Genomic DNA, 20,142 nt, shown 5'->3' with positions numbered 1-20,142 from the left:
ATCCCAACGGGCTCCGCCCAGAGAAGGATTCGACGATGAATCTCGGTACCCATCCGTTCCGCGCTGCCCTGGCGGTCGTCGCCGCGGGCTGCCTGATCGCCGGCTCGGCGCAGGCTGCGGCCGCGCAACCGGCCGCGAGCCAGGCCGCGAGCCAGGCCTCGACAGTCACCGCCGCGACCGCCGCGACCACGAATGCCGCGACCACCCGCCACCAGCCCGCCGCGCCCACCCCGCAGCTCGAGACCCTCGACCGCGGACTCGTCGCCGTCTCGACCGGCGAGGGCGTGTTCCTCAGCTGGCGCCTGCTCACCACCGAGGCCACGGGCGCCACCGACACCGGCCTCGCCGGGCCGGACTTCGCCGTGTACCGCGATGGCGAGCGCATCGCGACCGTCACCGACAGCACCAACTACGCGGATGCCGCGGGCACCGCCTCGGCGCAGTACACGGTCGCGCCCGTGGTCAACGGCGTCGAGCTCGCGACATCCGCCCCCGTATCGGCGTGGGAGCAGGGATTCCACGACCTGCCGCTGCAGAAGCCCGCCGACGGCGTGACGCCGAAGGGCGAGGCGTTCACCTACTCGGCGAACGACGTCTCGGTCGGCGACGTCGACGGCGACGGGGCGTACGAGTACCTCGTGAAGTGGGACCCGTCGAACTCGAAGGACGTCTCGCAGGTCGGCTACACGGGCACCGTCTACCTGGACACCTACGAACTCGACGGCACGCTGCTGAACCGCCTCGACCTCGGCGTGAACATCCGTGCGGGCGCGCACTACACGCAGTTCCTCGTCTACGACTTCGACGGCGACGGCCGGTCGGAGACGATGCTGAAGACGGCGCCGGGCACGAAGTCGATCCGCTACGGCGCCGACGGCTCGGTCGCGAGCGAGTCGTACATCACGATGCCCGAGGCGGATGTCGCGGCCGGGTACTCCAATGCCGACGACTACCGCATGAGCGCGGCCGACTACGAGGAGCACCTCGTCGAGGTGTTCCAGGGATGGGCCGAGCACCCCGAGGTCGTGGCGGGCCACTGGCCGGCGACGCTCGAGGAGGCGTTCGGCATCCCGGTGACCCACGACTATCCGCTGAGCCGCGAGAGCGCAGAAGAACTCGTCGACTACTTCATCGACGTCTACGCCCCCGCGCGCAGCACGCGCAACGCGCTGCGCAACTTCGAGGGCTTCATCGTCGAGGGCCCCGAGTACCTCACGGTCTTCGACAGCGCCACCGGCGAGGAGCTGCAGACGGTCGCCTACACCCCCGGCCGCGATGACGACGGCCTGCTCTGGGGCGACTACGCGATGGCCCGCATCGAGCCCGGCAACCGGGTCGACCGGTTCCTCTCGGGCGTCGGCTACCTCGACGGCGAGCACCCCTCGGCGGTCTTCGCCCGCGGCTACTACACGCGCTCCACCGTCACGGCGTACGACTGGGACGGCGAGAGCCTCAGCCAGCGCTGGGACGTCGACAGCGGCCACGTGCCCATGACGAACCCGTTCAACGACTCGCCCCACGGGCGCGACGGCACCGATCCCGAATTCGCGACGATCACGACGCAGGGCGACCACTCGCTGAGCTTCGCCGACGTGGATGCCGATGGCAGGCAGGAGCTCGTCTACGGCTCGGCCACGATCGATGACGACGGCAGCCTGCTCTACAGCTCGTTCGACGTGCTGCCGGAGGGCAGCGCGAACCCGGGCGCGAACGTGCGCCTCGGCCACGGCGACGCGATGCACGTCACCGACATCGACCCGGCACGACCCGGCGTCGAGGTCTGGACGGCCCACGAGGGCGCCGCGGGCGCTCCCTACGGTTCGGTGCTGCGGGATGCCGCGACGGGCGAATCGCTCTTCGGCGCCTACTCGGGCCGCGACACCGGCCGTGCGATGATCGGCGACGTGCGGGCCGACGTGCCCGGCATCGAGGTGTGGTCGAGCATGCCCGGCGGCACCGAGGCGAGCGGACTGCTGAGCGCGACGGGCGAGATCCTCTCGACGGCGACGCCCGGCACGAACATGTCGATCCGCTGGGCCGGCGACCTCACGACGCAGATCGTGAACGGCAGAGGAACCCAGACGCCGACCATCGACGACTGGACCCGCGGAACGCTGCTCACGGCCGCCGGCACGCTCACGAACAACGGAACGAAGGGCAACCCGTCGCTCGTCGCCGACGTGCTCGGCGACTGGCGGGAGGAGCTGCTCGTGCGCACGACCGACTCGAGCGCGCTGCGCATCTACTCGACGACCGAGGTCACGACGCACAAGCTCACGACGCTCATGCAGGACCCGCAGTACCGGGTCGAGACCGCCCGCCAGCAGACGACGTACAACCAGCCGGCGTACACGTCGTACTACCTCGCGAGCGACCTCGACTGGGCGAACGTGCCGATCACGACGACGCCCGTGAAGGCCACGAAGCCGTTGTTCCTCGACCCGCGTGGCTTCCTGCTCGACTACGTCGTCGTGCCGATCGACCGCGACGTCGACTACTACCTCGACGGCAAGCGGGTGAAGGCGGGCCTGTACAAGGCGCCCCGCGCCGAGGTCACGGTGGCCGCCGTGCCGAAGGCGGGCAATGCGATCGCGGAAGGGTCGACGTCGGTGTGGACGCACGACTTCTCGCGCCGCTGAGAGACCGTCCGCGGCTGAGCCGCGGATGAACGACGACCACCCCGGGTGCCGCAATTCCGTGCCGGCGCCCGGGGTGGTCTCACGTCTGCGCGCTGCGGTGCGCGCCGGGAACGGCGCCGAGGCGCTCGGCGAAGTACGCGGCCGTGCGGGCGACGACGGGGGACGGATCGCCGCCCTCGAAGACGTGCGCGGCGCCGGGAACCGGTGCGAACTCCGCCTCGACACCCGCCGCTGCGAGGGCGGCGACCAGGTCGGAACTGTTCGTCTGGGGGACCAGGGTGTCGGCGTCGCCGTGGAAGAGCAGCATCGGCGCGGCATCCGCACCGACATGGCTCATCGGTGACGCCCACGAGACGACCTCGGGGTCGGGGTGCTCCTCGAGCACCGATCCCGTGTAGGCGTACCAGCCGACCACCGCGTCGACGCGGGCCTCGGCGTCGACGATGCCGACCCGCCCGACGAGCGCCGGGTCGCTCGGGCGCAGGCCGGCGAAGACGGCGAGCAACCCACCGGCCGACTCGCCCATGATGCCGATGCGGTCGGCGTCGAGGCCGAGTTCGGGCCCGACGACCCGCAGCCAGCGGATCGCCGCGTGCACGTCGTGCAGCGAGGCGGGAAACGGTGCCTCGCCGTCGAGCCGGTACTGCGCCGAGGCTGTGGCGATGCCGGCGTCGGCGAGGGCCTCGGCGATGCCGAAGAGCGGTCCGTGGTGGCTGCCCCACAGGAACGCCCCGCCGTGCAGGTAGAGCACGACGGGCATCGGGCCCGCCGACGGCGGCACGCGCAGGTCGAGCACGAGCGGCCGGAACCCGCCGAGCCGCGCGTACGCCACGTCGGTGAAGACCCGGTCGCCGCGTTCGTCGACGACCACGGGCAGGGCGGATGCCGCGTCGGGCTCCTGCTGCGTCGCGAGCTCGCGCGGCAGGTCGGCGCCCCTCGCGAGCATGCCGGCGAGGTCGGCCGCGGTCAGCGGGGCGTGGTCGGTCACGCGTTCACCGTAGCGGGAGCCGCCGACGCAGTCGGGGCCCGAGCCGCCATGGCTCGGGCCCCGCAGGGGAGGTGCGTGTCAGTCGAGCAGGCCGCCGAGGTCGAGATCGCCCGTGATGTCGTCGGCCAGGCCGTCGACCGAGCCGGTCACGTCACCGACGATGTCGCCGACCGAACCGGTCACGTCGCCGACCGAGCCCGACACGTCGCCGACGTCGCCTACGTCCACGAGGTCGCTCACGCCGCCGAGGTCGACGTTCGTCTCGTTGCCCGAGCCGATCGGCGCCTGCACGTCGTTGCCCGATCCGACGACGTTGCCCGAGCCGATGTCGCCGTTGCCCGAGCCGATGTCGGACGCGATGTCGCCGGGGGCGACCACGACGGGGCTCTCGTTCGAGACGTCGCCGCCCGTGATGGGCGCCCGGCTCGTGATGTTGCCGAGGTCGTCGAACGACACGGGGCCGAGGTCGAGCAGGTCGGTGACGCCGCGGAGCCCGGTGTCGCCGAAGAGGTCGGTCGACGTGGCCGACTCGGTGATGCTCGTCTCGTCGCCGACCCGGTCGTCGGCCATGGCGGGGGCTGCGACGCCCGCGGCGGCGAGTCCGGCGGCGGCGATGGCTGCCGCTCCGACGAGGGTGCGCTTGGTGGTGAACGTGTTCATGAGATGAACCCTTTCCTCTCCACGTGCCGGTGTCGGTTCCCGTTCGGAACCCTCACGTCCGGCACATCAGGCGATCCGGTGCGGTGGGTGGAACGGTTTGGGCGGATGCCGCGACGCGCCCGGAATCCGACCCCGCGAGCGCGGATTCCCACACGGGCCCACCGCCCGGAGGCCCGAGATGACGGCGGAGTCCGGCCCGCCCGTGCGAAGGCTGGCAACCGCCTGAGTGTCAGCCCGCGGCATCCGTGATATTCGCCGGCCGAGTCCCGGCGAACGTCGTCACGCCCCGGTGAACACCAGCCAGAGCAGCACGCCGTTCAGCGTGATGAGGAAGACGGATGCCGCGATGCCGGCCGCCGTCGTCGCCCAGTGGTTCGAGAACCGCCCGAGCACGCTTCGCTTCGCGGTGACGGAGATGAGCGGGATGAGCGCGAACGGGATGCCGAACGAGAGCACGACCTGGCTGAGCACGAGCGAGAGCGTCGGGTCGAAGCCGAGCGCGAGGATCACGAGGGCGGGGATGAGGGTCACCAGTCGGCGCGCGATGAGCGGTACGCGCACGTGCAGCAGTCCGTGCATGATCTCGGCGCCCGCGTAGGCGCCCACCGAGGTCGACGCGAGCCCGGATGCGAGCAGGCCGACCGCGAACAGCGTCGCGATGATCGGGCCGAGCGAGACCTGCAATGCGGCGTAGGCGCCCTCGAGGCTGTCGGTGCCCTCGACGCCGGCGAGGTTCGCGGCCGCGAGCAGCAGGATGCAGAGGTTCACGGTGCCCGCGATGACCATGGCGATCGTGACGTCCCACCGGGTCGCGACGAGCAGGCGGGCGGTCGGCACGGCGTTCGTCTCGGCGCGGCGGTTCGGCGCGAACCGGTCGCGGGCGAGGGCCGAGTGCGCGTAGATCGCGTGCGGCATGATCGTCGCGCCGAGGATGGAGGCGGCGAGCAGCACCGAGTTCGCGTCCTCGAAGCGCGGCACGAGCCCGCCGAGCACGCCGGCCGGGTCGGGCGGAGCGACGAAGACGCCGACGCTGAATCCCACGGCGATGATCACGAGCAATCCGATGATGACGAACTCGAACGGACGCGCGCCCCGTCGCGACTGGATCACGAGCAGCACGAGCGAGACCGTGCCGGTGATGAGCCCGCCCCACACGAGCGGCACGCCGAACAGCAGGTTCAGCGCAACCGCGCCGCCGATGACCTCGGCGATGTCGGTCGCCATGGCCACGGCCTCGGCCTGCAGCCAGTACGCCCGCCGGCCCCAGCGGTTGCCGATGCGCTCGCCGAGCACCTCCGGCAGGCTCTTGCCGGTGACGACGCCGAGCTTGGCCGAGAGGTACTGGATCAGCCAGGCCATGACGTTGCCGATGACCACGACCCACACGAGCAGGTAGCCGTACTGGGCTCCGGCCGTCATGTTGCTCGCGACGTTGCCGGGGTCGAGGTAGGCGACGCCGGCCACGAGGGCGGGGCCGATCAGCCACGCGAGACGAGGGGCGGATGTCGCAGCACGGCGGCCCGCGGCATCCGTCGCCGTCGCCTCGGGTCGCCCGGGCTGCGTGGTCTCGTCGTCGAGAGTTTTCGGCATACCGAAACCCTAGCAATATTTAGGCATACCGAAACCGCGGATCGCGTACGACGCGGGTAGCGTTGGCGCGTGACCGATGACCGCGCAGAGGCCCAGCCCGAGCCGCAGCCCGAGCCGCAGGAGCCCGGGTTCCCCGAGCCGGAGCACCCCGAGCCGACGCTGCCTCACGGCGTGCCGCCGTGGCCCGGCGGTCGAGCCGAGTGGCCCGACGAGCCGCAGTACGACCCCGAGCTGCTCGAGCACGGCGACACCCGCAACGTCATCGACCGCTACCGCTACTGGAGCATGGACGCGATCGTGGCCGACCTCGACCTGCACCGGCATCCGTTCCACGTCGCGATCGAGAACTGGCAGCACGACCTGAACATCGGCTCGATCGTGCGCAGCGCCAACGCGTTCGCCGCCGAGACGGTGCACATCATCGGCCGCCGCCGGTGGAACAAGCGCGGCGCCATGGTCACCGACCGCTACCAGCACGTGCTGCACCACCCGGATGTCGCCGACTTCGTCGCCTGGGCCGAGCAGCAGGGCCTGCCGATCATCGCGGTCGACAACGTCGAGGGCTCCGAACCGGTCGACGCGGTCGAGCTGCCCGAGCGGTGCGTGCTGCTCTTCGGGCAGGAGGGGCCGGGGCTCAGCGACGAGGCGATCGCGGCATCCGATCGCGTCGTCGAGATCACGCAGTACGGCTCGACGCGCTCGATCAACGCGAGTGCGGCGGCCGCGATCGTGATGCACGAGTGGGTGCGGCGGCACGCGCGGCGCTGATGCGGCGAGAGCCTCGGCCGAACTCCGGATGAGCCAGGCCCCCTGCACGGCGTGTCGCGCGTCGGGAGCGGCGTGTCGGGCGCGGCATCCGGAGAACGGCCGTTGGCCGGCTCAGCCCGCTGCGAGCAACCCCTCCCGGCGGAACTCGGCCGCCTGGAGCACGCTCCACGGGCTGAGCAGGTACGGCGCGCGCTCGGCCGTCGCGAGGAAGTCGGCGGGCTCGACCCAGACCCACGACACGACCTCGTCGGGGTCGGGCGCGAGGTCGGTCGGCAGCTCCGCGAAGTACACCGGGCACACCTCGTGCTCGACCAGTCCGCTCGCGTCGACCGCCCGATAGCGGAACTCGGGCAGCACGAGCCGGATGTCGCGGGGCTCGACGCCGAGCTCCGAACGCACCCGCCGGGCCACCGCGTCGACCGGGTCCTCGCCGGGCTGCGGGTGGCCGCAGCAGGCGTTCGTCCAGACGCCGGGCCACGTGCGCTTCGCGAGCGAACGGCGGGTCAGCAGCATCCGCCCGTCGGCGTCGAAGCCGTAGCACGAAAAGGCGAGGTGCAGCGGGGTGTCGAAGCCGTGCACGAGGGACTTGGCGAAGGTGCCGACCGGCGAACCGGCCTCGTCGAGGAGCACGACCTCCTCGACGAGACCTTCGCCCCCAGGGCCGGCCACAGCCGTCGCCGTGACCGCCCCCGCGCCCTCGCCCGCCAGCACGTCGCTCACGGCGTCGCCGCCGGCTCCGGCACGCGCGCGGCCTCGAGCACGAGGTCGCGCACGCGGGCGGCGGGCACCAGCTCGGCGGCCGTGTCCCAGAAGGGCAGCGCGGCATCCGAGCTGATGAGGAGCGGCGTGTCCGCGTCGGATTCGGGCAGGCGCCCGTGGGTGCCGCGCACGTGGGTCGGGTCGAGCGGCACGACGTTCATCGCGTAACGGAAGCCGAGCTTCTTGCGCACGAGGCCGAGGCCGGCGCGGAGCTTCGCCCGAGGGTCCGCCGGGTCGAAGAACAGCTCGGCGGGGTCGTACCCGGGCTTGCGGTGGATGTCGACGCCGCGCGCGAACTCGGGGGCCCGGTCGTCGTCGAGCCAGTAGTAGTAGGTGAACCAGGCGCCGGGGCGGGCGACGACGACGAGCTCGCCCGAGCGGGCGTGGTCGAGTCCGTACCTGGCCTGCGCCTCACGATCGAGCACTTCGTCGACGCCGTCGAGCCCGCGCAGCAGGTCGCGCACGCGCGGCACGTCGGCGGGGTCGTGCACGTAGACGTGGGCGACCTGGTGGTCGGTGACGGCGAACGCGCGAGAGGTCGTCGGGTCGAGCAGCTCGCGTCCCTGCTGCTCGTGCACCTCGAGCAGTCCGGCGCGACGCAGGGCCCGGTTCACGTCGACGGGCTGGTCGGCGGGGGCGATGCCGTACTCCGCGACGGCGATGACGGTCGCGCCCGCGGCGACGGCGTCGTCGAGCAGTGGCGCGAGCACGGCATCGAGCTCGGCGGCCGCGCGGTCGGCCTCGGGCGAGTCGGGTCCGAAGCGCTGCAGGTCGTAGTCGAGGTGCGGCAGGTACGCCATCACGAGGTCGGACGCCTCCTCGCGCAGGATCGACCGGGTGGACTCGACGATCCACCGCGTCGAGGCGATCGACGCGGTCGGCCCCCAGTAGTGGAAGAGGGGGAACTCGCCGTGCTCTCCCACGAGCCGGTCGTGCAGGGCGGGCGGCCGCGTGTAGGCGTCGGGGGACTTGCGCCCGTCGGCGTGGTACACCGGCCGGGGCGTGACCGTCAGGTCGGTCGTCGCGCCCATCGCGTACCACCAGCACACGTTCGCCGTCGTGAAGCCGGGCGAGCGGCGGCGGGCGGTCTCCCACACCTTCTCGCCCTCGACGAGCGCGTTGTGCTGGCGCCAGAGGTTCACCTCGCCGATGTCGCGGTGGTACCAGCCGTTGCCGACGATGCCGTGCTGCGCCGGAGCGAGCCCCGTGAGCATGGTCGACTGCACGCTGCAGGTGACGGCGGGCAGCACGGTGCCGAGTCGGGCGGTCGCGCCGCCGGCTGCGAGCGCCCGCAGGCGCGGCATCTGCGACAGGGCGCGGGCGGTGAGCCCGACGACGTCGAGCAGCAGCACCCGGGTCACGAGGCCACCCCCACGGCGCCGGATGCCGCGGCCGGGCGCGCCGCGCCGGGAGCCGCTCCCGCCGGGTCGCCGAGCAGCTCGCCGGCGGCCCACCGCAGCTCGGCGGCGATGCCCTCGACGAGGTCGCCGGCGCCGCCCGGGAGCACGGTCCACGTGTAGGTCTCGACGTCGAGGTGGGCGCTGTCGCCATCGGGGAGCTCGCGCACGGCGGCCACGGCGCGCCGCAGCACGTCGGTCGTCGACGACAGCGGCGCCTCGGGCTCGAGGTGCAGCGGCACGTGGAAGTGCACGCGCCACGGGCCGTCGGTGCGGAGCCCCGCAACCTCGTCGAGCGCGTCGGGCAGGTCGTCGGCGCGCAGCACGACGCCGTCGGGTGCGAGCGCGCGCGTCTGGTGCAGGTAGCGCGGCTCGGCGAACGCCGCGAGCGCCTCGCGGGCGGCCGGTTCCGACGGGTCCGCGATGTGCAGGGCCGCCGAGGCCTGCACCTTCGGGATCCGGATGCCGGCGCGCCCGACCCTGCGCACGGTCTCGGCCGGGTCGGCGAACGAGGCGGCGAGGTGGCAGGTGTCCAGGCAGATGCCGATGAACTCCGGGTCGAGGCGGCCAGGACCGAGCCGGGGCGAGAGCCACTCGACGATGTCGTCGACGGTGTCGAGCACGCAGCCCGGCTCGGGCTCGATCGCGAGCCGGATGGTGCGGCCCGTGCGGTCTCGAAGCTCGCGCAATCCGGTCGAGACGCGGTCGAGCGCCGCCGTCGCGGCGTCGTCCTCGGCGGGGGTCCACGGGAATCGCCAGCCGAGCGGCAGCGTCGAGATGCTGCCGACCGCGCCATCGTGCAGGAGGTCGGCGAGCACGCGCGCGCAGTCGAGGGTGTAGTCGGCGCGCCTCGGGTCGGTCCAGTCGGGCCGGTAGACGTCGAGCTTCACGACCTCGGCGTGGAACGCCGTGAACGGGAACGCGTTGATCGTGCGCACCTCGAGCCCTTCGGCCTCGAGCCCGGCGCGCAGGCGTTCGCGTGCGCCGGGGTCTTCGGCGAGCCGATGCGCGAGCGGCGCCGGCAGCCAGAGGCCGACGCCGAGCCGGTCGAGGCCCGCGGCACGACGCGCAGGGCCGGCGTACCGGGTGAGCTGGTCGAGCACGCCGTCGAGGTCCTCGGCCGGGTGCACGTTGGTGCAGTACGAGAGCTCCATCAGGCCGGCACCCCCCGCAGCACGGAGTTGCCCTCGAAGGTCGACGACACGGGGGTCGACGACACGGGGGCCGACGGCACCGGGGTGGACGGCGCCGTGGCCGATGGCGCCGGCGCCGCGGCATCCGTCGCCTCCTCGAACCCGGGCACCGGATCGAGGTTCAGCCGACCGCTCTGCCCGTAGAACGCGACCGGGTTGCGCCAGAGCACGAGGTCGACGTCGTCGGCGGTGAACCCGGCGTCGAGCATGGCGTTCGCGGTCGCGAGGGTCTTCAGCGGGTCGGAGTGGCCCCAGTCGGCGGCGCTGTTGGCCAGCATCCGCTCGGTGCCGTACTCCTTCAGGATCGCGACGAACCGGTGCTCGTCCATCTTCGTGTCTGGGTAGATCGAGAAGCCCATCCAGCAGCCGCTGTCGGCGACATCCGCCACCGTCGTCTCGTTCAGGTGGTCGACGACGACCATGCCGGGTGCGAGGCCCGACTCGCGCACGACGTCGAGCGTGCGGCGCGTGCCGGCGGCCTTGTCGCGGTGCGGGGTGTGCACGAGCGCGGGCAGGCCGTGCCGGAGCGCGAGCTCGAGGTGCCGGGCGAAGACCTCGTCCTCCTCTTGCGTCATCGAGTCGTAACCGGTCTCGCCGACGGCGACGACGCCGTCCTTGGCGAGGTAGCGGGGCAGCACGTCGAGCACCTCGCGGCAGCGCGGGTCGTTCGCCTCCTTCGGGTTCAGGCCGATGGTGGCGTGGTGGCGGATGCCGTACTGCGCGGCGCGGAACCGCTCCCACCCGATGAGCGCGTCGAAGTAGTCGGTGAAGCTGCCCACGCTGGTGCGCGGCTGCCCGAGCCAGAACGACGGCTCGACGAGGGCGCGCACCCCGGCGGCGTACATCTGCCGGTAGTCGGTCGTGGTGCGCGAGCTCATGTGGATGTGCGGGTCGAAGATGCGCATGTCAGTCCTCCGTAGGGTCGGTGGTGCTCGGGGTCTCGTGCCCGGCGGCGAGCCGGGTCATGTCGTCGGTGATGGTGCGGGATGCCGCGCGGCGCTCGGCGATCAGGCCGGCGGCCATCCGGGCCAGCTCGGCGTCGGCGCGGTCGTCGAGACCGGCCACCGCGTCGAGCGGGATGCCCATGAACAGCGCCTTCAGCACCCCGTGCCGCCACGCGTGCTGGTCGAGCCGGGCGGCGGCGAAGGGGCCGAGCGCGGCCGCGACGAGGCGCGGGTCGTTCGTGCGCAGCGCGTCGGCGACCAGGCGCAGGCCGGTCGCGACGACGGGGTCGGCGGCCGCGGGTTCGTCGGGGTTCGTCGGGTCTGCGGATGCCGCGAGCGACCCGGATGCCTCGGCCGCCCCGAGCCCGCGCAGCACGCCGCGCTGCTCGGCGTCGTCGCCGTAGCGGTACAGGTCGGCGAGTTCGGCCGCCGCCTCCTCGGGCGGCAACGCGCGGAGCAGGGCGCCGACGAGCGCCTCGCGCGCCACGTCGTCGGTGGTTCCCGCCGTGAGGCCGAGCGGGTCGGTGTCGGGCGCGAGCGGCGCCCGGCCGACCTCACGGCCGGCGGCGGGGAACAGCTCCGCGATGCGGTCGGGGTCGGCGGCGATCAGCCGCACGGCCTCCTCGGTCCACAGGTGGTTCATCGTGCCTCCCAGGCGGTTCGGAGTGCGGACATCGATCGGGCGGCGACGCCGGGGGCGTCGTGCGCATGGCGCGGCAGCTCGATCGCGGCGAGCCCGCGGTAGTCGAGCTCGTCGAGGGTGCGCAGCGCCGCAGCGAGGTCGAGCGCGCCGTGCCCGAGCTCGAGGTGCTCGTGCGCGGCCGGCAGCATGTCGTCGACCTGCACGTTCCGCAGCAGCGGGCCGGCGGCTCGCAGTGCGCCGACGACTCCGGCGGGCTCCACCACGACGCAGTGGCCGAGGTCGACGGTCAGGCCGAGTGCCTCGGGGTCGCCGAGGTCGGCACGCAGCGCGAGCGCGTCGGCGACCGTCTCGACGAGCATGCCGGGCTCCGGCTCGAACGCGAGCGGAACGCCCGCGTCGACCGCACGGCCGACGAGGCCGTCGAGGCGGGTGCGGAGCCGGTCGGCGGCGTCGGCGGCCTCGACGCCATCGGGCAGGACGCCCGACCAGAGCGACACGCAGTCGGCGCCGAGGATGCCGCCGAGGTCGATCGCCCGCCGCAGGAACAGCTCGCGCAGGCTCGCGTCGTCGTCGAGCAGGTTCGGCCGGTGCTTGCGGAACGGGTCGAGCAGGTACCGCGTGCCCGTCTCGACGACGACGTGCCAGCCGAGGTCGTCGAGCCGACGGCGCAGCCGGGCCGCGACGTGATCGGCGTCATTCGCGAACGGGTCGAGGTGCGGGTGCCCGAGCGTGAGCGCGAGTCCGCGGTACCCGAGCGAGTCGAGCACGGTGACGACGTCGTCGAGCGGATGATCCGTGAAGCCGTTCGTGCCGTAGCCGACCGTGAACCGGGCGTCGGCCAGGCCCTCGCGCACGCTGGGTCCCCCGGCCAGCGCCACGCTCACGTGATGTCTCCCTGGCCGTTGCCGCCGTTGCGGACCTTCCGCCGCCCGCGGAGGCGGATCGCCGCATGAACGGCCATCAGGCCCGCCGCGACCACGAGGCCGCCGCCGCGGGCGACGAGGGCGGCCTGCAGCGGCACGACCGACCCGATGCCCGCACGGGTGGCGTCGCGCACCCGCGCCGCGCTCGGGTCCTCGACGGCGGCGAGCTGCCCGGGCAGGGCGGCGGCGAGGTAGGCCGCCGAGCCCGCGGCGCCGGCGATCCGGGCGGCAGGCGTGCCCAGGCCGTTCGCGGCGGAGTCGACGGCGGCGGCCGCGGCTCCGGTCGCGACGAGGGCGAGACCCGTGTCGGCCGCCGTGCCGCCGTGCACCTCGCCGCGGGAGAGCGCGGTGACGCCGAGCGTGTGCACGGCGACGGCGAGCGCGGCGGGCAGGGCGCGCGACGATCCGCCGGCGCCGAGCAGCACGTCGAGACCGCGGCAGGCCGCCATCGCGAGCGGGCCCGCCGCCGTCGGCTTCGCGATCACGTCGTAGGCGACGACGGATGCCACGAGCGGCGCCGCGACGGCCAGCCCGCGCCGACCCCCGCCGGCCGCGGCCAGCGCCAGCCCGATCGCACCGAGGCCCGCGGCGATGGCGAGCGCTCGCCGTGGGCTGACCCGCCCGGACGGGATCGGCCGCTCCGGCCGCTCGGCCGCATCGACGTCGCGGTCGGCCCAGTCGTTCAGGGCCATGCCGCCGCTGTAGATCGCGACCGAGGCGACCGGCAGCAGCCAGCCGCGTCGGGAGAAGCCGCCGGCGGCGGCTTGGGCGCCGACCGCGGTGTCGCCGAGCACGGTGAGCGCCGCAGGGGCGCGCACGAGCTCGAGGACGTCGGCGGCCGTCGTCACCGCACCCCGCCGATCGGCACGGGCTCGGCCGTCGGCGCCGCAGCGGCTCCGGCGCCTGCGGCGTCCTCGACGGCGCTCGCGGCATCCGCGCCCGTGACCTGCTCGCCGAGGTCGGACGCCCATGACCTGAGCGCGGCCGACTGGTCGGCGAAGGCGTGCACGTCGCTGCCCCACGGATCCTTGAAGAAGCTCCCGAGCGCGGGCACGACGCCGCGCACCCCGGCGGCGCCGGCCAGCGACAGCAGTCGAGCGAGGTCGATCACGAGCGGGGCCGCGAGCATCGAGTCGTACGCGGTCCACGTGGTCTGCAGCGTGATGCGGCTCGAGAGGAAGCCCTCGGCGTGCACGTGATCCCACGCGGTCTTCACGTCGCCGAGGTCGGGCACGTTGTCGATGTGCAGCGGCGCGACGACGTGGTCGCCGACGAGGCTGTGCAGCCCGCGGGTCTTCGACGCGAGCTTGCTGCGCACGGCCTCGGGGTCGGCGAGGGTCTGGCCGTCGCCGCCGCCGAGCAGGTTCGCGCCGGCCCACGAGAGCACCTGCATGCCGCGGTCGACGAACATCGGCGCGAGCACGGTGCGCAGCAGGGTCTCGCCGGTCTTGCCGTCCTGCCCGGCGAATGCGATGCGGGACTGGGCGATCGCACGCAGGGCGGGCAGCCCGAGTCCGGCCGACGGGGTGAAGCCGGCGAACGAGGCGCCGGCCTCGACCGCCGCGAGCGCGGCGAGTGAGCTGGGCGGCAGCACGGCGCGCTCGGGGTCGGCGAGCGCAGCGGCCAGCAGGGCGGGGTCGTGGAACTCCGGTCGGTCGGCCGGCAGCGGCTCGGTCGACGAGACGTCGACGACGGTGACATGGGCGAGCCCGTTCCGGTCGCGGAATGCGATGATGTCGGCCGCGAGCCGGGAGACCACGTCGCGCTGAGTGCCGCCGTGCTCGTCGGGGGCAATGGCGGGTCGGATCTCGGCGTCGGTGCGGTCGAGCTCGTCGCGCACGGCCGCGACGATCGCGCTGGGGATCATGCCCGACGCGGCGAGCTGCTCGGCTCGCTGCCCCAGCGGCACGGTGCTGACGTCGTGCCCGCCGATCACGATCTCGTCGAAGCCGGGCAGCGGCACCTCGGCGAACCCCGGGCCGGCCGTGGTGCAGCCGGTCGGCGGCGCGATGCCCGCGGCGAGGGCGTGCACGCCGACCGCGACGGTGGTCGCGACCGAGCCGCGCGCGCCGATCAGCCAGAGGCCGACACGCCCCCTGGTCCAGGCGGCCCCGACGGCGGGCTGCGAGGCGGCGGGGTCGTGATTGGCGTGGTGCTCCACGTCGGTCTCCTTCGATCGAGGTTGGGTGCGGCCGAGTCGGTCTCGGCCGGCGGTCTTCGTCGTGCGGTCTTCGTCTTGAGGTCGGTGCTCACCGCGTCCGGTGGCGGAGCGCGCCGGCGAGGTCGGCGAGGTGCTCGGCGAGCGGCGCAGGCAGATCGGCGCGGGCCGCGCGGAGCCCGTGCTCGAGGTGGGACTCCACGAGGTCGTGCACGGCGGCGCGTGCACCGGTGGTCGTGACGATCGCGCGGACGCGGGCGGCATCCTCCTCGGTCGCCTCCGGCGAACCGAGGGCCAGGGCGATGTGCGAACGCTCGGCGGCGTCGGCCCGCTCGAGGGCGAGGCGGATGTGCTCGGTGCGCTTGCCGTCGCGCAGGTCGGAGAGCACCGACTTGCCGGTGGTCTCGGGCGCGCCGAACAGCCCGAGGTCGTCGTCGCCGAGTTGGTAGGCGATGCCGAGCGCCGTGCCGACCCGCTCGATGGCGGAGGTGGTGGGCACGTCGTCGGCGCCCGCGGCGATCGCCCCCACCTGCAGCGGCAGGGTCACGCTGTACGAGGCCGTCTTCAGCCGGGCGACGTCGAGCGGCCGGCTGAGCTCCGGCGGCAGCATCTCGCTGCGAACGTCGAGCAGTTCGCCGGCGATGGCCTGCTCGATCGCGTCGAGCGCGGTGGCCGCGAGGCGCAGGCGAACCGGTTCGGGTGCCGGGGCAGTGACGAGGGCGAGCACCGCCGCGTTCAGCGCGAGATCGCCCGAGAGGATTCCGGATGCCTCGCCCTGCCTGGTCGAGGCCGGCCCGTCGAGTCCGGTGGAGCGGGCGTTCGCCTCGGCGTGGCCGACGACGTTCGGGCGGCCGTGGCGCACGCGATCGCCGTCGACGACGTCGTCGTGGGCGCAGAGCCCGAGGTGGATGAGCTGCACGGCGCCGGCGACGTGCCGAAGCAGGGCGAGGTCGGTGCCGCCGTGCGCGAGGTAGGCGGCGGCCACGAGTCGGGGGCGCAGGTACTTGCCGCCGTCCGCCGACGCCGACGTGGCGACGAGGTCGGCCATCTCGGGGCCCGCGGATGCGGTGCGCCGACCCACATCGGCCCAGTGCCCGGCGGCGAGGTCGGCGTGGTCGCCGAGGGCATCGTCGATGCGGGCCCCGAGGTCGTGCTCGACGGTGGCGGCAGCGACCTGGGCGGTGAGCATGCTGACCTCCGTCGTCTTCGACCGGGCACGGATTCCGGCGGATGCCGGGCCGTGATCGCGATGGCGAACGGGAGCTGTTTCCAGCTCGGTTTCGCCGCGGTGCGATCTGATGTGCAGGCTACTTCGCCCAAAGTCGTGGTGTCAATGAGCGACATTCGTACGCGAAACATGCAAAAGTGGAGGAGCCGAAGGATCGCCGATCCGACGGTCCATCGCCCGCCGTCGACCGGGCCACACTGAGGGGATGCCCGTCGTCGACAATGCGATCTACCAGGGTGGCCTCCGAGTCGCCGTCCCGACCTCGCTCGAGGAGACCTTCGAGACGCGCGAGGAGCACGGCGGCTTCGCGTGGATCGGGCTCTACCGCCCGACCGACGCCGAGCTCGACGCGCTCGCCACGGAGTTCGACCTGCATCCGCTCGCCGTCGAGGACACCCGCAAGGGCCACCAGCGGGCCAAGCTCGAGCGCTACGGCGACTCGCTCTTCGTCGTGCTCCGGCCCGCCAGATACCTCGACGCAGAGGAGGAGGTCGAGTTCGGCGAGCTGCACGTGTTCATCGGGCCCGATTTCGCGATCACCATCCGCCATGCGGAGTCGCCGAACCTGGCTCGCGTGCGGCAGCGGCTCGAGTCCACGCCCGAACTGCTCGCCAAGGGCCCGGAGGCGGTGCTCTACGCCGTGCTCGACGAGGTCGTCGACGAGTACTCGCCCGTCGACGCCGGCCTCGAGAACGACATCGACGAGATCGAGGAGCAGCTCTTCTCGGGCGACCCCGAGGTCACCCGTCGCATCTACGACCTCGCGGCGGAGGTCATGGAGTTCCAACGGGCCACGCGTCCGCTCGTGGGCATGTTCGATGCGCTCGAGCGCGGCTTCGAGAAGTACTCCGTCGACCTCGAGCTGCAGCGCTACCTGCGCGACGTGAAGGATCACGTCATCCGCATCGTCGAGCGCGGCGACACCTTCCGCCAGCTGCTGCAGAATGCGCTGCAGGTGCACTCCACGCTCGTCGCGCAGCGGCAGAACGAGGAGACGAAGGTGCTCTCCGAGGCGGCCGTCGCGCAGAGCGAGCAGGCCAAGAAGGTCTCGAGCTGGGCGGCGATCATCTTCGCGCCGACGCTCATCGCGGGCATCTACGGCATGAACTTCAGGTTCATGCCCGAGCTCGACGAGCCGTGGGGCTATCCGTTCGCCCTGGTGCTCATGCTCGCCTTCGCGGGCCTGCTCTACGGGCTGTTCAAGCGCAAGGGCTGGCTGTAGGGCGGATGCCGCGGCCGGGCGTCAGCCCTACGGATGCCGCAGCCGGGCGTCAGCCCTGCGCCCGCCGACCGGCCGGCTCGCCCTCGCCGGTGGCCTCGGCATCGCCCGCCGCCAGGCCGAGCGCGGGCAGGATCACGCCGTCGATGATCGAGAGCAGGAACTCGCGGTCGACCGGCTTGCGCAGCATCAGCAGGCGGTACGAGGCCATGGCGGCGCTCACGACCGACAGCGTGTCGAGGTCGTGGTCTCCGGTGATCTCGCCGCGGTCGAGGGCGCGCTGGAAGAGCGTGCGGTTGATGGTGGCGCGGGGTTCGACGAGCGTCGCGTAGGCGGTGTCGGCGAGTTCGGGCGAGCGCGAGAGCATCGACGCGAGCCCGGACATGACCTGCAGCTTCTTCTCGGCCTCGGCGATCGAGCGCGGCTTGATGAGGGCGATGAGGTCGCCGCGGAGTGTTCCGGTGTCGGGGAGCGGGGCCTCGAGGTCGCCGCGCTTCATGCAGGCGACCGCGTCGAGCACGAGCTCGGCCTTCGAGGGCCAGCGTCGGTAGAGCGTGGCCTTGCCCGCCTTCACCCGGCTTGCGACCATCTCGATGGTCATGCCCTCGTAGCCGGTCTCGGCGAGGATCTCGATCGCGGCGTCGAGGATCTCGGGGTCTCGGGAGTGGTCGCGCTTGCGCCCGAGGCGGGGTGCCGTGGTGGTGTCTGCGGCCGCCGTGTCGGCGGGGAGGTCGAGCTGCGTCATTGCGGCTATCCCATCTCGAGCGTCAGGTGCGTGCGGGTGGTTCTGCGCCGCACGAGAACAGCATAGTTCAGGAACTCGAAAGATCCGAAACGTGAAGGTTCCGAAACTGGGTAGTTCCGTATATAGTCTCCGTCATGACCAACACCTCCTCGGCTCCGACGCAGACGACCGCGTCGGCCCCAGCGCCCTCGTCCCGTCGGTGGTGGACCCTCACCGTCGTCGGGCTGGCCCAGCTCATGGTCGTCCTCGACTCCACGGTGGTGAACATCGCGCTCCCCGCGGCCCAGGCCGACCTCGGCTTCACCGACGGCCAGCGCCAGTGGATCATCACGGCCTACTCGCTCGCCTTCGGCAGCCTGCTGCTGCTCGGCGGCCGCCTCTCCGACCTCGTCGGCCGCAAGCGCACGTTCATCATCGGACTCGTCGGCTTCGCCGTGGCATCCGCCCTCGGTGGCGCAGCCGGCTCGTTCGAACTGCTCGTCGGCGCGCGTGCGCTGCAGGGCGCCTTCGGTGCGCTGCTCGCCCCGACCGCGCTCGCCGTGCTGACCACCACCTTCGTGATCCCCAAGGAGCGCGCTCGCGCGTTCGGCGTGTTCGGCGCGATCGCCGGTGCCGGCGGCGCGGTCGGCCTCCTGCTCGGCGGCGTGCTGACCGAGAACTTCGACTGGCGCTGGAACCTGTACATCAACGTGTTCATCGCCGCCGTCGCGATCGTCGGCGCCCTCGTGTTCGTCACGAACGCGAAGCGCGTCGGCCCGCGTCCGAAGCTCGACATCCCCGGCACGGTGCTCGTCTCCGGCGCGCTCTTCTCGCTGGTCTACGGCTTCTCGAACGCCGAGTCCGAGGGCTGGGACTCCCCGCTCACGTGGGGCTTCCTCGCGGCATCCGCGGTGCTCCTGATCGTGTTCGTGCTGTGGCAGCGCCGTGCGAGCCACCCCCTGCTGCCGCTGTCGATCGTGCTCGACCGCAACCGCGGCGCCGCCTACGCCTCGGTGCTCATCGCGGGCGCCGGCATGTTCGGCATCTTCCTGTTCGTGACCTACTACCTGCAGACCTCGCTCGGCTACTCGCCGATCCAGACCGGACTGTCGTTCCTGCCGATGATCGGCATGCTCGTGCTCGCCGCGCAGCTGTCGACGAACATCTTCGTGCCGCGATTCGGGCCCAAGGTCATGGTGCCGTTGGGCATGGCGCTCGGTGCCATCGGCATGGTCTACCTGACCCGTCTCGGGCTCGACAGCACCTACGCCGCCGACGTGCTGCCGCCCCTGATGATCATCGGCTTCGCGATGGGGTCGATCATGCCGGCATCCATGCAGACCGCGACGCTCGGCGTCGACCGGCAGTTCGCGGGCGTCGCCTCCGCCACGGTCAACACGAGCCAGCAGGTCGGCGGATCGATCGGCACGGCGCTGCTCAACACGCTCGCCGCGACCGCCGCGACCGACTACCTCGCCGACCACCTGCCCACCACGCCGGCGATCGCAGCCGAGGCCGCCGTGCACAGCTACGCGGTGGCCTACTGGTGGGGCGCGGCGTTCTTCGCCTTCGGCGCGGTGCTCGCCGCCCTGCTGTTCCGTCGTCGGGGGCACGGCCTGTCGCTCTCGCACACGGCGCAGCCGACGGATGCCGCGGCCACCGCGGAATCCCCTGAACCCGTGGTCGTGCACTAGCCGCCACGGCTCGCTCCGGAGTTCGGGCGCCGACGCCGCCCGAACTCCGGATCCGCGCCCGGCGCTCCAGCGTGGCGCCGGGCCCAGGATCGGCGTGTCGCCGAGAATCTCCGGAGCAGGGTCGAGAACGCCCTAGCCGCGGCATCCGATCGCGGTTAGCGTTGTCGCCATGACCGAGATCACCGACGATCTGCCCGCCCGACTGTTGCACGAAGAGCACGCCGGCTGGAAGGCGATCCTCGACGGTCGCGGCGGCGAGCACTACCAACGCGCGATGACCCGCGATGCGCTCATGGTGCTCGAGGGGGCGACGCTCGGCCGAGACGAGATCCTCGCGCGGTTCCGAAGCACGCCGCCCTGGGAGTCGTACGAGCTGCACGAGCCCGCGGTGATCCGCCTCGGCGATCGCGCGGGCATCGTCGTCTATCGTGCGGTCGCGCGACGCGGTGACGACACCGCGAACCTCCGCATGTCGACCACCTACGTCTACGATGACGGCGCCTGGCACGTGGCGGCGCACCAGCAGACGCCGGCGTAGCGCCGGCACCACAGAACGAGACGAGGGGCGGATGCCGCGGCATCCGCCCCTCGTGCTGTGCGGGTGGCTCGGCTCGG

The 20,142-nt window shown here is 72.7% G+C and carries 18 protein-coding genes; 5 read left to right on the top strand and 13 right to left on the bottom strand.

All coding sequences use genetic code 11. The features are described from left to right. Positions 1-35: 35 nt before the first annotated feature. Positions 36-2,639 (top strand): rhamnogalacturonan lyase, encoded by a 2,604-nt coding sequence (locus ASE68_RS18095; RefSeq protein ID WP_055862856.1) that lies wholly within the window; start codon positions 36-38, stop codon positions 2,637-2,639. Positions 2,640-2,718: 79 nt separating this feature from the next. Here ASE68_RS18095 and ASE68_RS18090 read toward each other — a convergent pair whose 3' ends face one another. The 3 genes from ASE68_RS18090 to ASE68_RS18080 all read right to left on the bottom strand — a co-directional run bounded on the left by ASE68_RS18090 (position 2,719) and on the right by ASE68_RS18080 (position 5,877). Continuing rightward, positions 2,719-3,627: an alpha/beta hydrolase gene (locus tag ASE68_RS18090; RefSeq protein ID WP_055862854.1), complete on the bottom strand. Its 909-nt coding sequence runs from the start codon at positions 3,625-3,627 to the stop codon at positions 2,719-2,721. Between the two features lie 78 nt (positions 3,628-3,705). Next, positions 3,706-4,287, bottom strand: a complete 582-nt coding sequence (locus tag ASE68_RS18085) for a hypothetical protein (protein WP_055862852.1) — start codon at positions 4,285-4,287, stop codon at positions 3,706-3,708. A 279-nt stretch (positions 4,288-4,566) separates the two neighbouring features. Beyond that, positions 4,567-5,877, bottom strand: coding sequence for an Nramp family divalent metal transporter (locus ASE68_RS18080; protein WP_082462485.1), 1,311 nt, complete (start codon positions 5,875-5,877; stop codon positions 4,567-4,569). A 159-nt stretch (positions 5,878-6,036) separates the two neighbouring features. Here ASE68_RS18080 and ASE68_RS18075 point away from each other — a divergent pair, with 159 nt between their 5' ends. Continuing rightward, positions 6,037-6,645: an RNA methyltransferase gene (locus ASE68_RS18075; RefSeq protein WP_055863049.1), complete on the top strand. Its 609-nt coding sequence runs from the start codon at positions 6,037-6,039 to the stop codon at positions 6,643-6,645. 111 nt (positions 6,646-6,756) lie between these two features. Here ASE68_RS18075 and idi read toward each other — a convergent pair whose 3' ends face one another. From idi to ASE68_RS18035, 9 genes are all read right to left on the bottom strand, one after another. Further along, a complete protein-coding gene (idi, locus tag ASE68_RS18070; protein ID WP_369800103.1) occupies positions 6,757-7,365 on the bottom strand; it encodes an isopentenyl-diphosphate Delta-isomerase in 609 nt (202 codons plus the stop codon). Further along, entirely contained in the window at positions 7,362-8,765 is a 1,404-nt protein-coding gene (locus ASE68_RS18065; RefSeq protein WP_055863045.1) for an alkaline phosphatase family protein, read from the bottom strand. The genes idi and ASE68_RS18065 overlap by 4 nt, the downstream gene beginning before the upstream one ends. Continuing rightward, positions 8,762-9,955, bottom strand: a complete 1,194-nt coding sequence (eboE, locus tag ASE68_RS18060) for a metabolite traffic protein EboE (protein WP_055862850.1) — start codon at positions 9,953-9,955, stop codon at positions 8,762-8,764. Before eboE ends, ASE68_RS18065 begins: the two co-directional genes overlap by 4 nt. Beyond that, positions 9,955-10,899: a TatD family hydrolase gene (locus tag ASE68_RS18055; protein WP_055862846.1), complete on the bottom strand. Its 945-nt coding sequence runs from the start codon at positions 10,897-10,899 to the stop codon at positions 9,955-9,957. Before ASE68_RS18055 ends, eboE begins: the two co-directional genes overlap by 1 nt. Before the next feature lies 1 nt (position 10,900). Then, positions 10,901-11,581 (bottom strand): EboA domain-containing protein, encoded by a 681-nt coding sequence (locus ASE68_RS20610; RefSeq protein WP_200921784.1) that lies wholly within the window; start codon positions 11,579-11,581, stop codon positions 10,901-10,903. Further along, entirely contained in the window at positions 11,578-12,465 is an 888-nt protein-coding gene (locus tag ASE68_RS20605; RefSeq protein WP_200921783.1) for a sugar phosphate isomerase/epimerase, read from the bottom strand. The genes ASE68_RS20610 and ASE68_RS20605 overlap by 4 nt, the downstream gene beginning before the upstream one ends. Further along, on the bottom strand, positions 12,462-13,352 hold the full coding sequence (locus ASE68_RS18045; protein WP_055862844.1) for an SCO3242 family prenyltransferase: 891 nt from the start codon (positions 13,350-13,352) through the stop codon (positions 12,462-12,464). The genes ASE68_RS20605 and ASE68_RS18045 overlap by 4 nt, the downstream gene beginning before the upstream one ends. After that, positions 13,349-14,665 carry an inositol-3-phosphate synthase gene (locus ASE68_RS20805; RefSeq protein ID WP_235481169.1) on the bottom strand — a complete coding sequence of 439 codons (1,317 nt, stop codon included), beginning with the start codon at positions 14,663-14,665 and terminating at the stop codon, positions 13,349-13,351. The genes ASE68_RS18045 and ASE68_RS20805 overlap by 4 nt, the downstream gene beginning before the upstream one ends. A gap of 88 nt (positions 14,666-14,753) precedes the next feature. Beyond that, positions 14,754-15,851, bottom strand: a complete 1,098-nt coding sequence (locus ASE68_RS18035) for a polyprenyl synthetase family protein (RefSeq protein WP_055862842.1) — start codon at positions 15,849-15,851, stop codon at positions 14,754-14,756. A 244-nt stretch (positions 15,852-16,095) separates the two neighbouring features. Between ASE68_RS18035 and corA the strand changes: the two genes are divergently transcribed. Next, on the top strand, positions 16,096-17,112 hold the full coding sequence (gene corA, locus ASE68_RS18030) for a magnesium/cobalt transporter CorA (RefSeq protein ID WP_055862840.1): 1,017 nt from the start codon (positions 16,096-16,098) through the stop codon (positions 17,110-17,112). Between the two features lie 49 nt (positions 17,113-17,161). Here corA and ASE68_RS18025 read toward each other — a convergent pair whose 3' ends face one another. Beyond that, a complete protein-coding gene (locus ASE68_RS18025; RefSeq protein ID WP_055862838.1) occupies positions 17,162-17,854 on the bottom strand; it encodes a TetR/AcrR family transcriptional regulator in 693 nt (230 codons plus the stop codon). Between the two features lie 134 nt (positions 17,855-17,988). Here ASE68_RS18025 and ASE68_RS18020 point away from each other — a divergent pair, with 134 nt between their 5' ends. Continuing rightward, the gene (locus ASE68_RS18020; RefSeq protein ID WP_055862836.1) at positions 17,989-19,527 is read left to right on the top strand and encodes an MFS transporter; all 1,539 of its coding nucleotides are present in this window, start codon (positions 17,989-17,991) and stop codon (positions 19,525-19,527) included. 169 nt (positions 19,528-19,696) lie between these two features. Next, positions 19,697-20,065 carry a nuclear transport factor 2 family protein gene (locus tag ASE68_RS18015; protein WP_055862834.1) on the top strand — a complete coding sequence of 123 codons (369 nt, stop codon included), beginning with the start codon at positions 19,697-19,699 and terminating at the stop codon, positions 20,063-20,065. Positions 20,066-20,142 lie beyond the last annotated feature (77 nt).

The organism is Agromyces sp. Leaf222 (assembly GCF_001421565.1).
Classification (GTDB): domain Bacteria; phylum Actinomycetota; class Actinomycetes; order Actinomycetales; family Microbacteriaceae; genus Agromyces.
This window is presented reverse-complemented; position numbering and strand designations above follow the sequence as displayed.

Excerpts from the sequence above, each read along its gene's own strand:
- ASE68_RS18095 (WP_055862856.1), top strand. The coding sequence starts at position 36 with ATGAATCTCGGTACCCATCCGTTCCGCGCTGCCCTGGCGGTCGTCGCC.
- ASE68_RS18085 (WP_055862852.1), bottom strand. The coding sequence starts at position 4,287 with ATGAACACGTTCACCACCAAGCGCACCCTCGTCGGAGCGGCAGCCATC.
- ASE68_RS18080 (WP_082462485.1), bottom strand. The coding sequence starts at position 5,877 with ATGCCGAAAACTCTCGACGACGAGACCACGCAGCCCGGGCGACCCGAG.
- eboE (WP_055862850.1), bottom strand. The coding sequence starts at position 9,955 with ATGGAGCTCTCGTACTGCACCAACGTGCACCCGGCCGAGGACCTCGAC.
- ASE68_RS18055 (WP_055862846.1), bottom strand. The coding sequence starts at position 10,899 with ATGCGCATCTTCGACCCGCACATCCACATGAGCTCGCGCACCACGACC.
- ASE68_RS20610 (WP_200921784.1), bottom strand. The coding sequence starts at position 11,581 with ATGAACCACCTGTGGACCGAGGAGGCCGTGCGGCTGATCGCCGCCGAC.
- ASE68_RS18035 (WP_055862842.1), bottom strand. The coding sequence starts at position 15,851 with ATGCTCACCGCCCAGGTCGCTGCCGCCACCGTCGAGCACGACCTCGGG.
- corA (WP_055862840.1), top strand. The coding sequence starts at position 16,096 with ATGCCCGTCGTCGACAATGCGATCTACCAGGGTGGCCTCCGAGTCGCC.
- ASE68_RS18025 (WP_055862838.1), bottom strand. The coding sequence starts at position 17,854 with ATGACGCAGCTCGACCTCCCCGCCGACACGGCGGCCGCAGACACCACC.
- ASE68_RS18020 (WP_055862836.1), top strand. The coding sequence starts at position 17,989 with ATGACCAACACCTCCTCGGCTCCGACGCAGACGACCGCGTCGGCCCCA.
- ASE68_RS18015 (WP_055862834.1), top strand. The coding sequence starts at position 19,697 with ATGACCGAGATCACCGACGATCTGCCCGCCCGACTGTTGCACGAAGAG.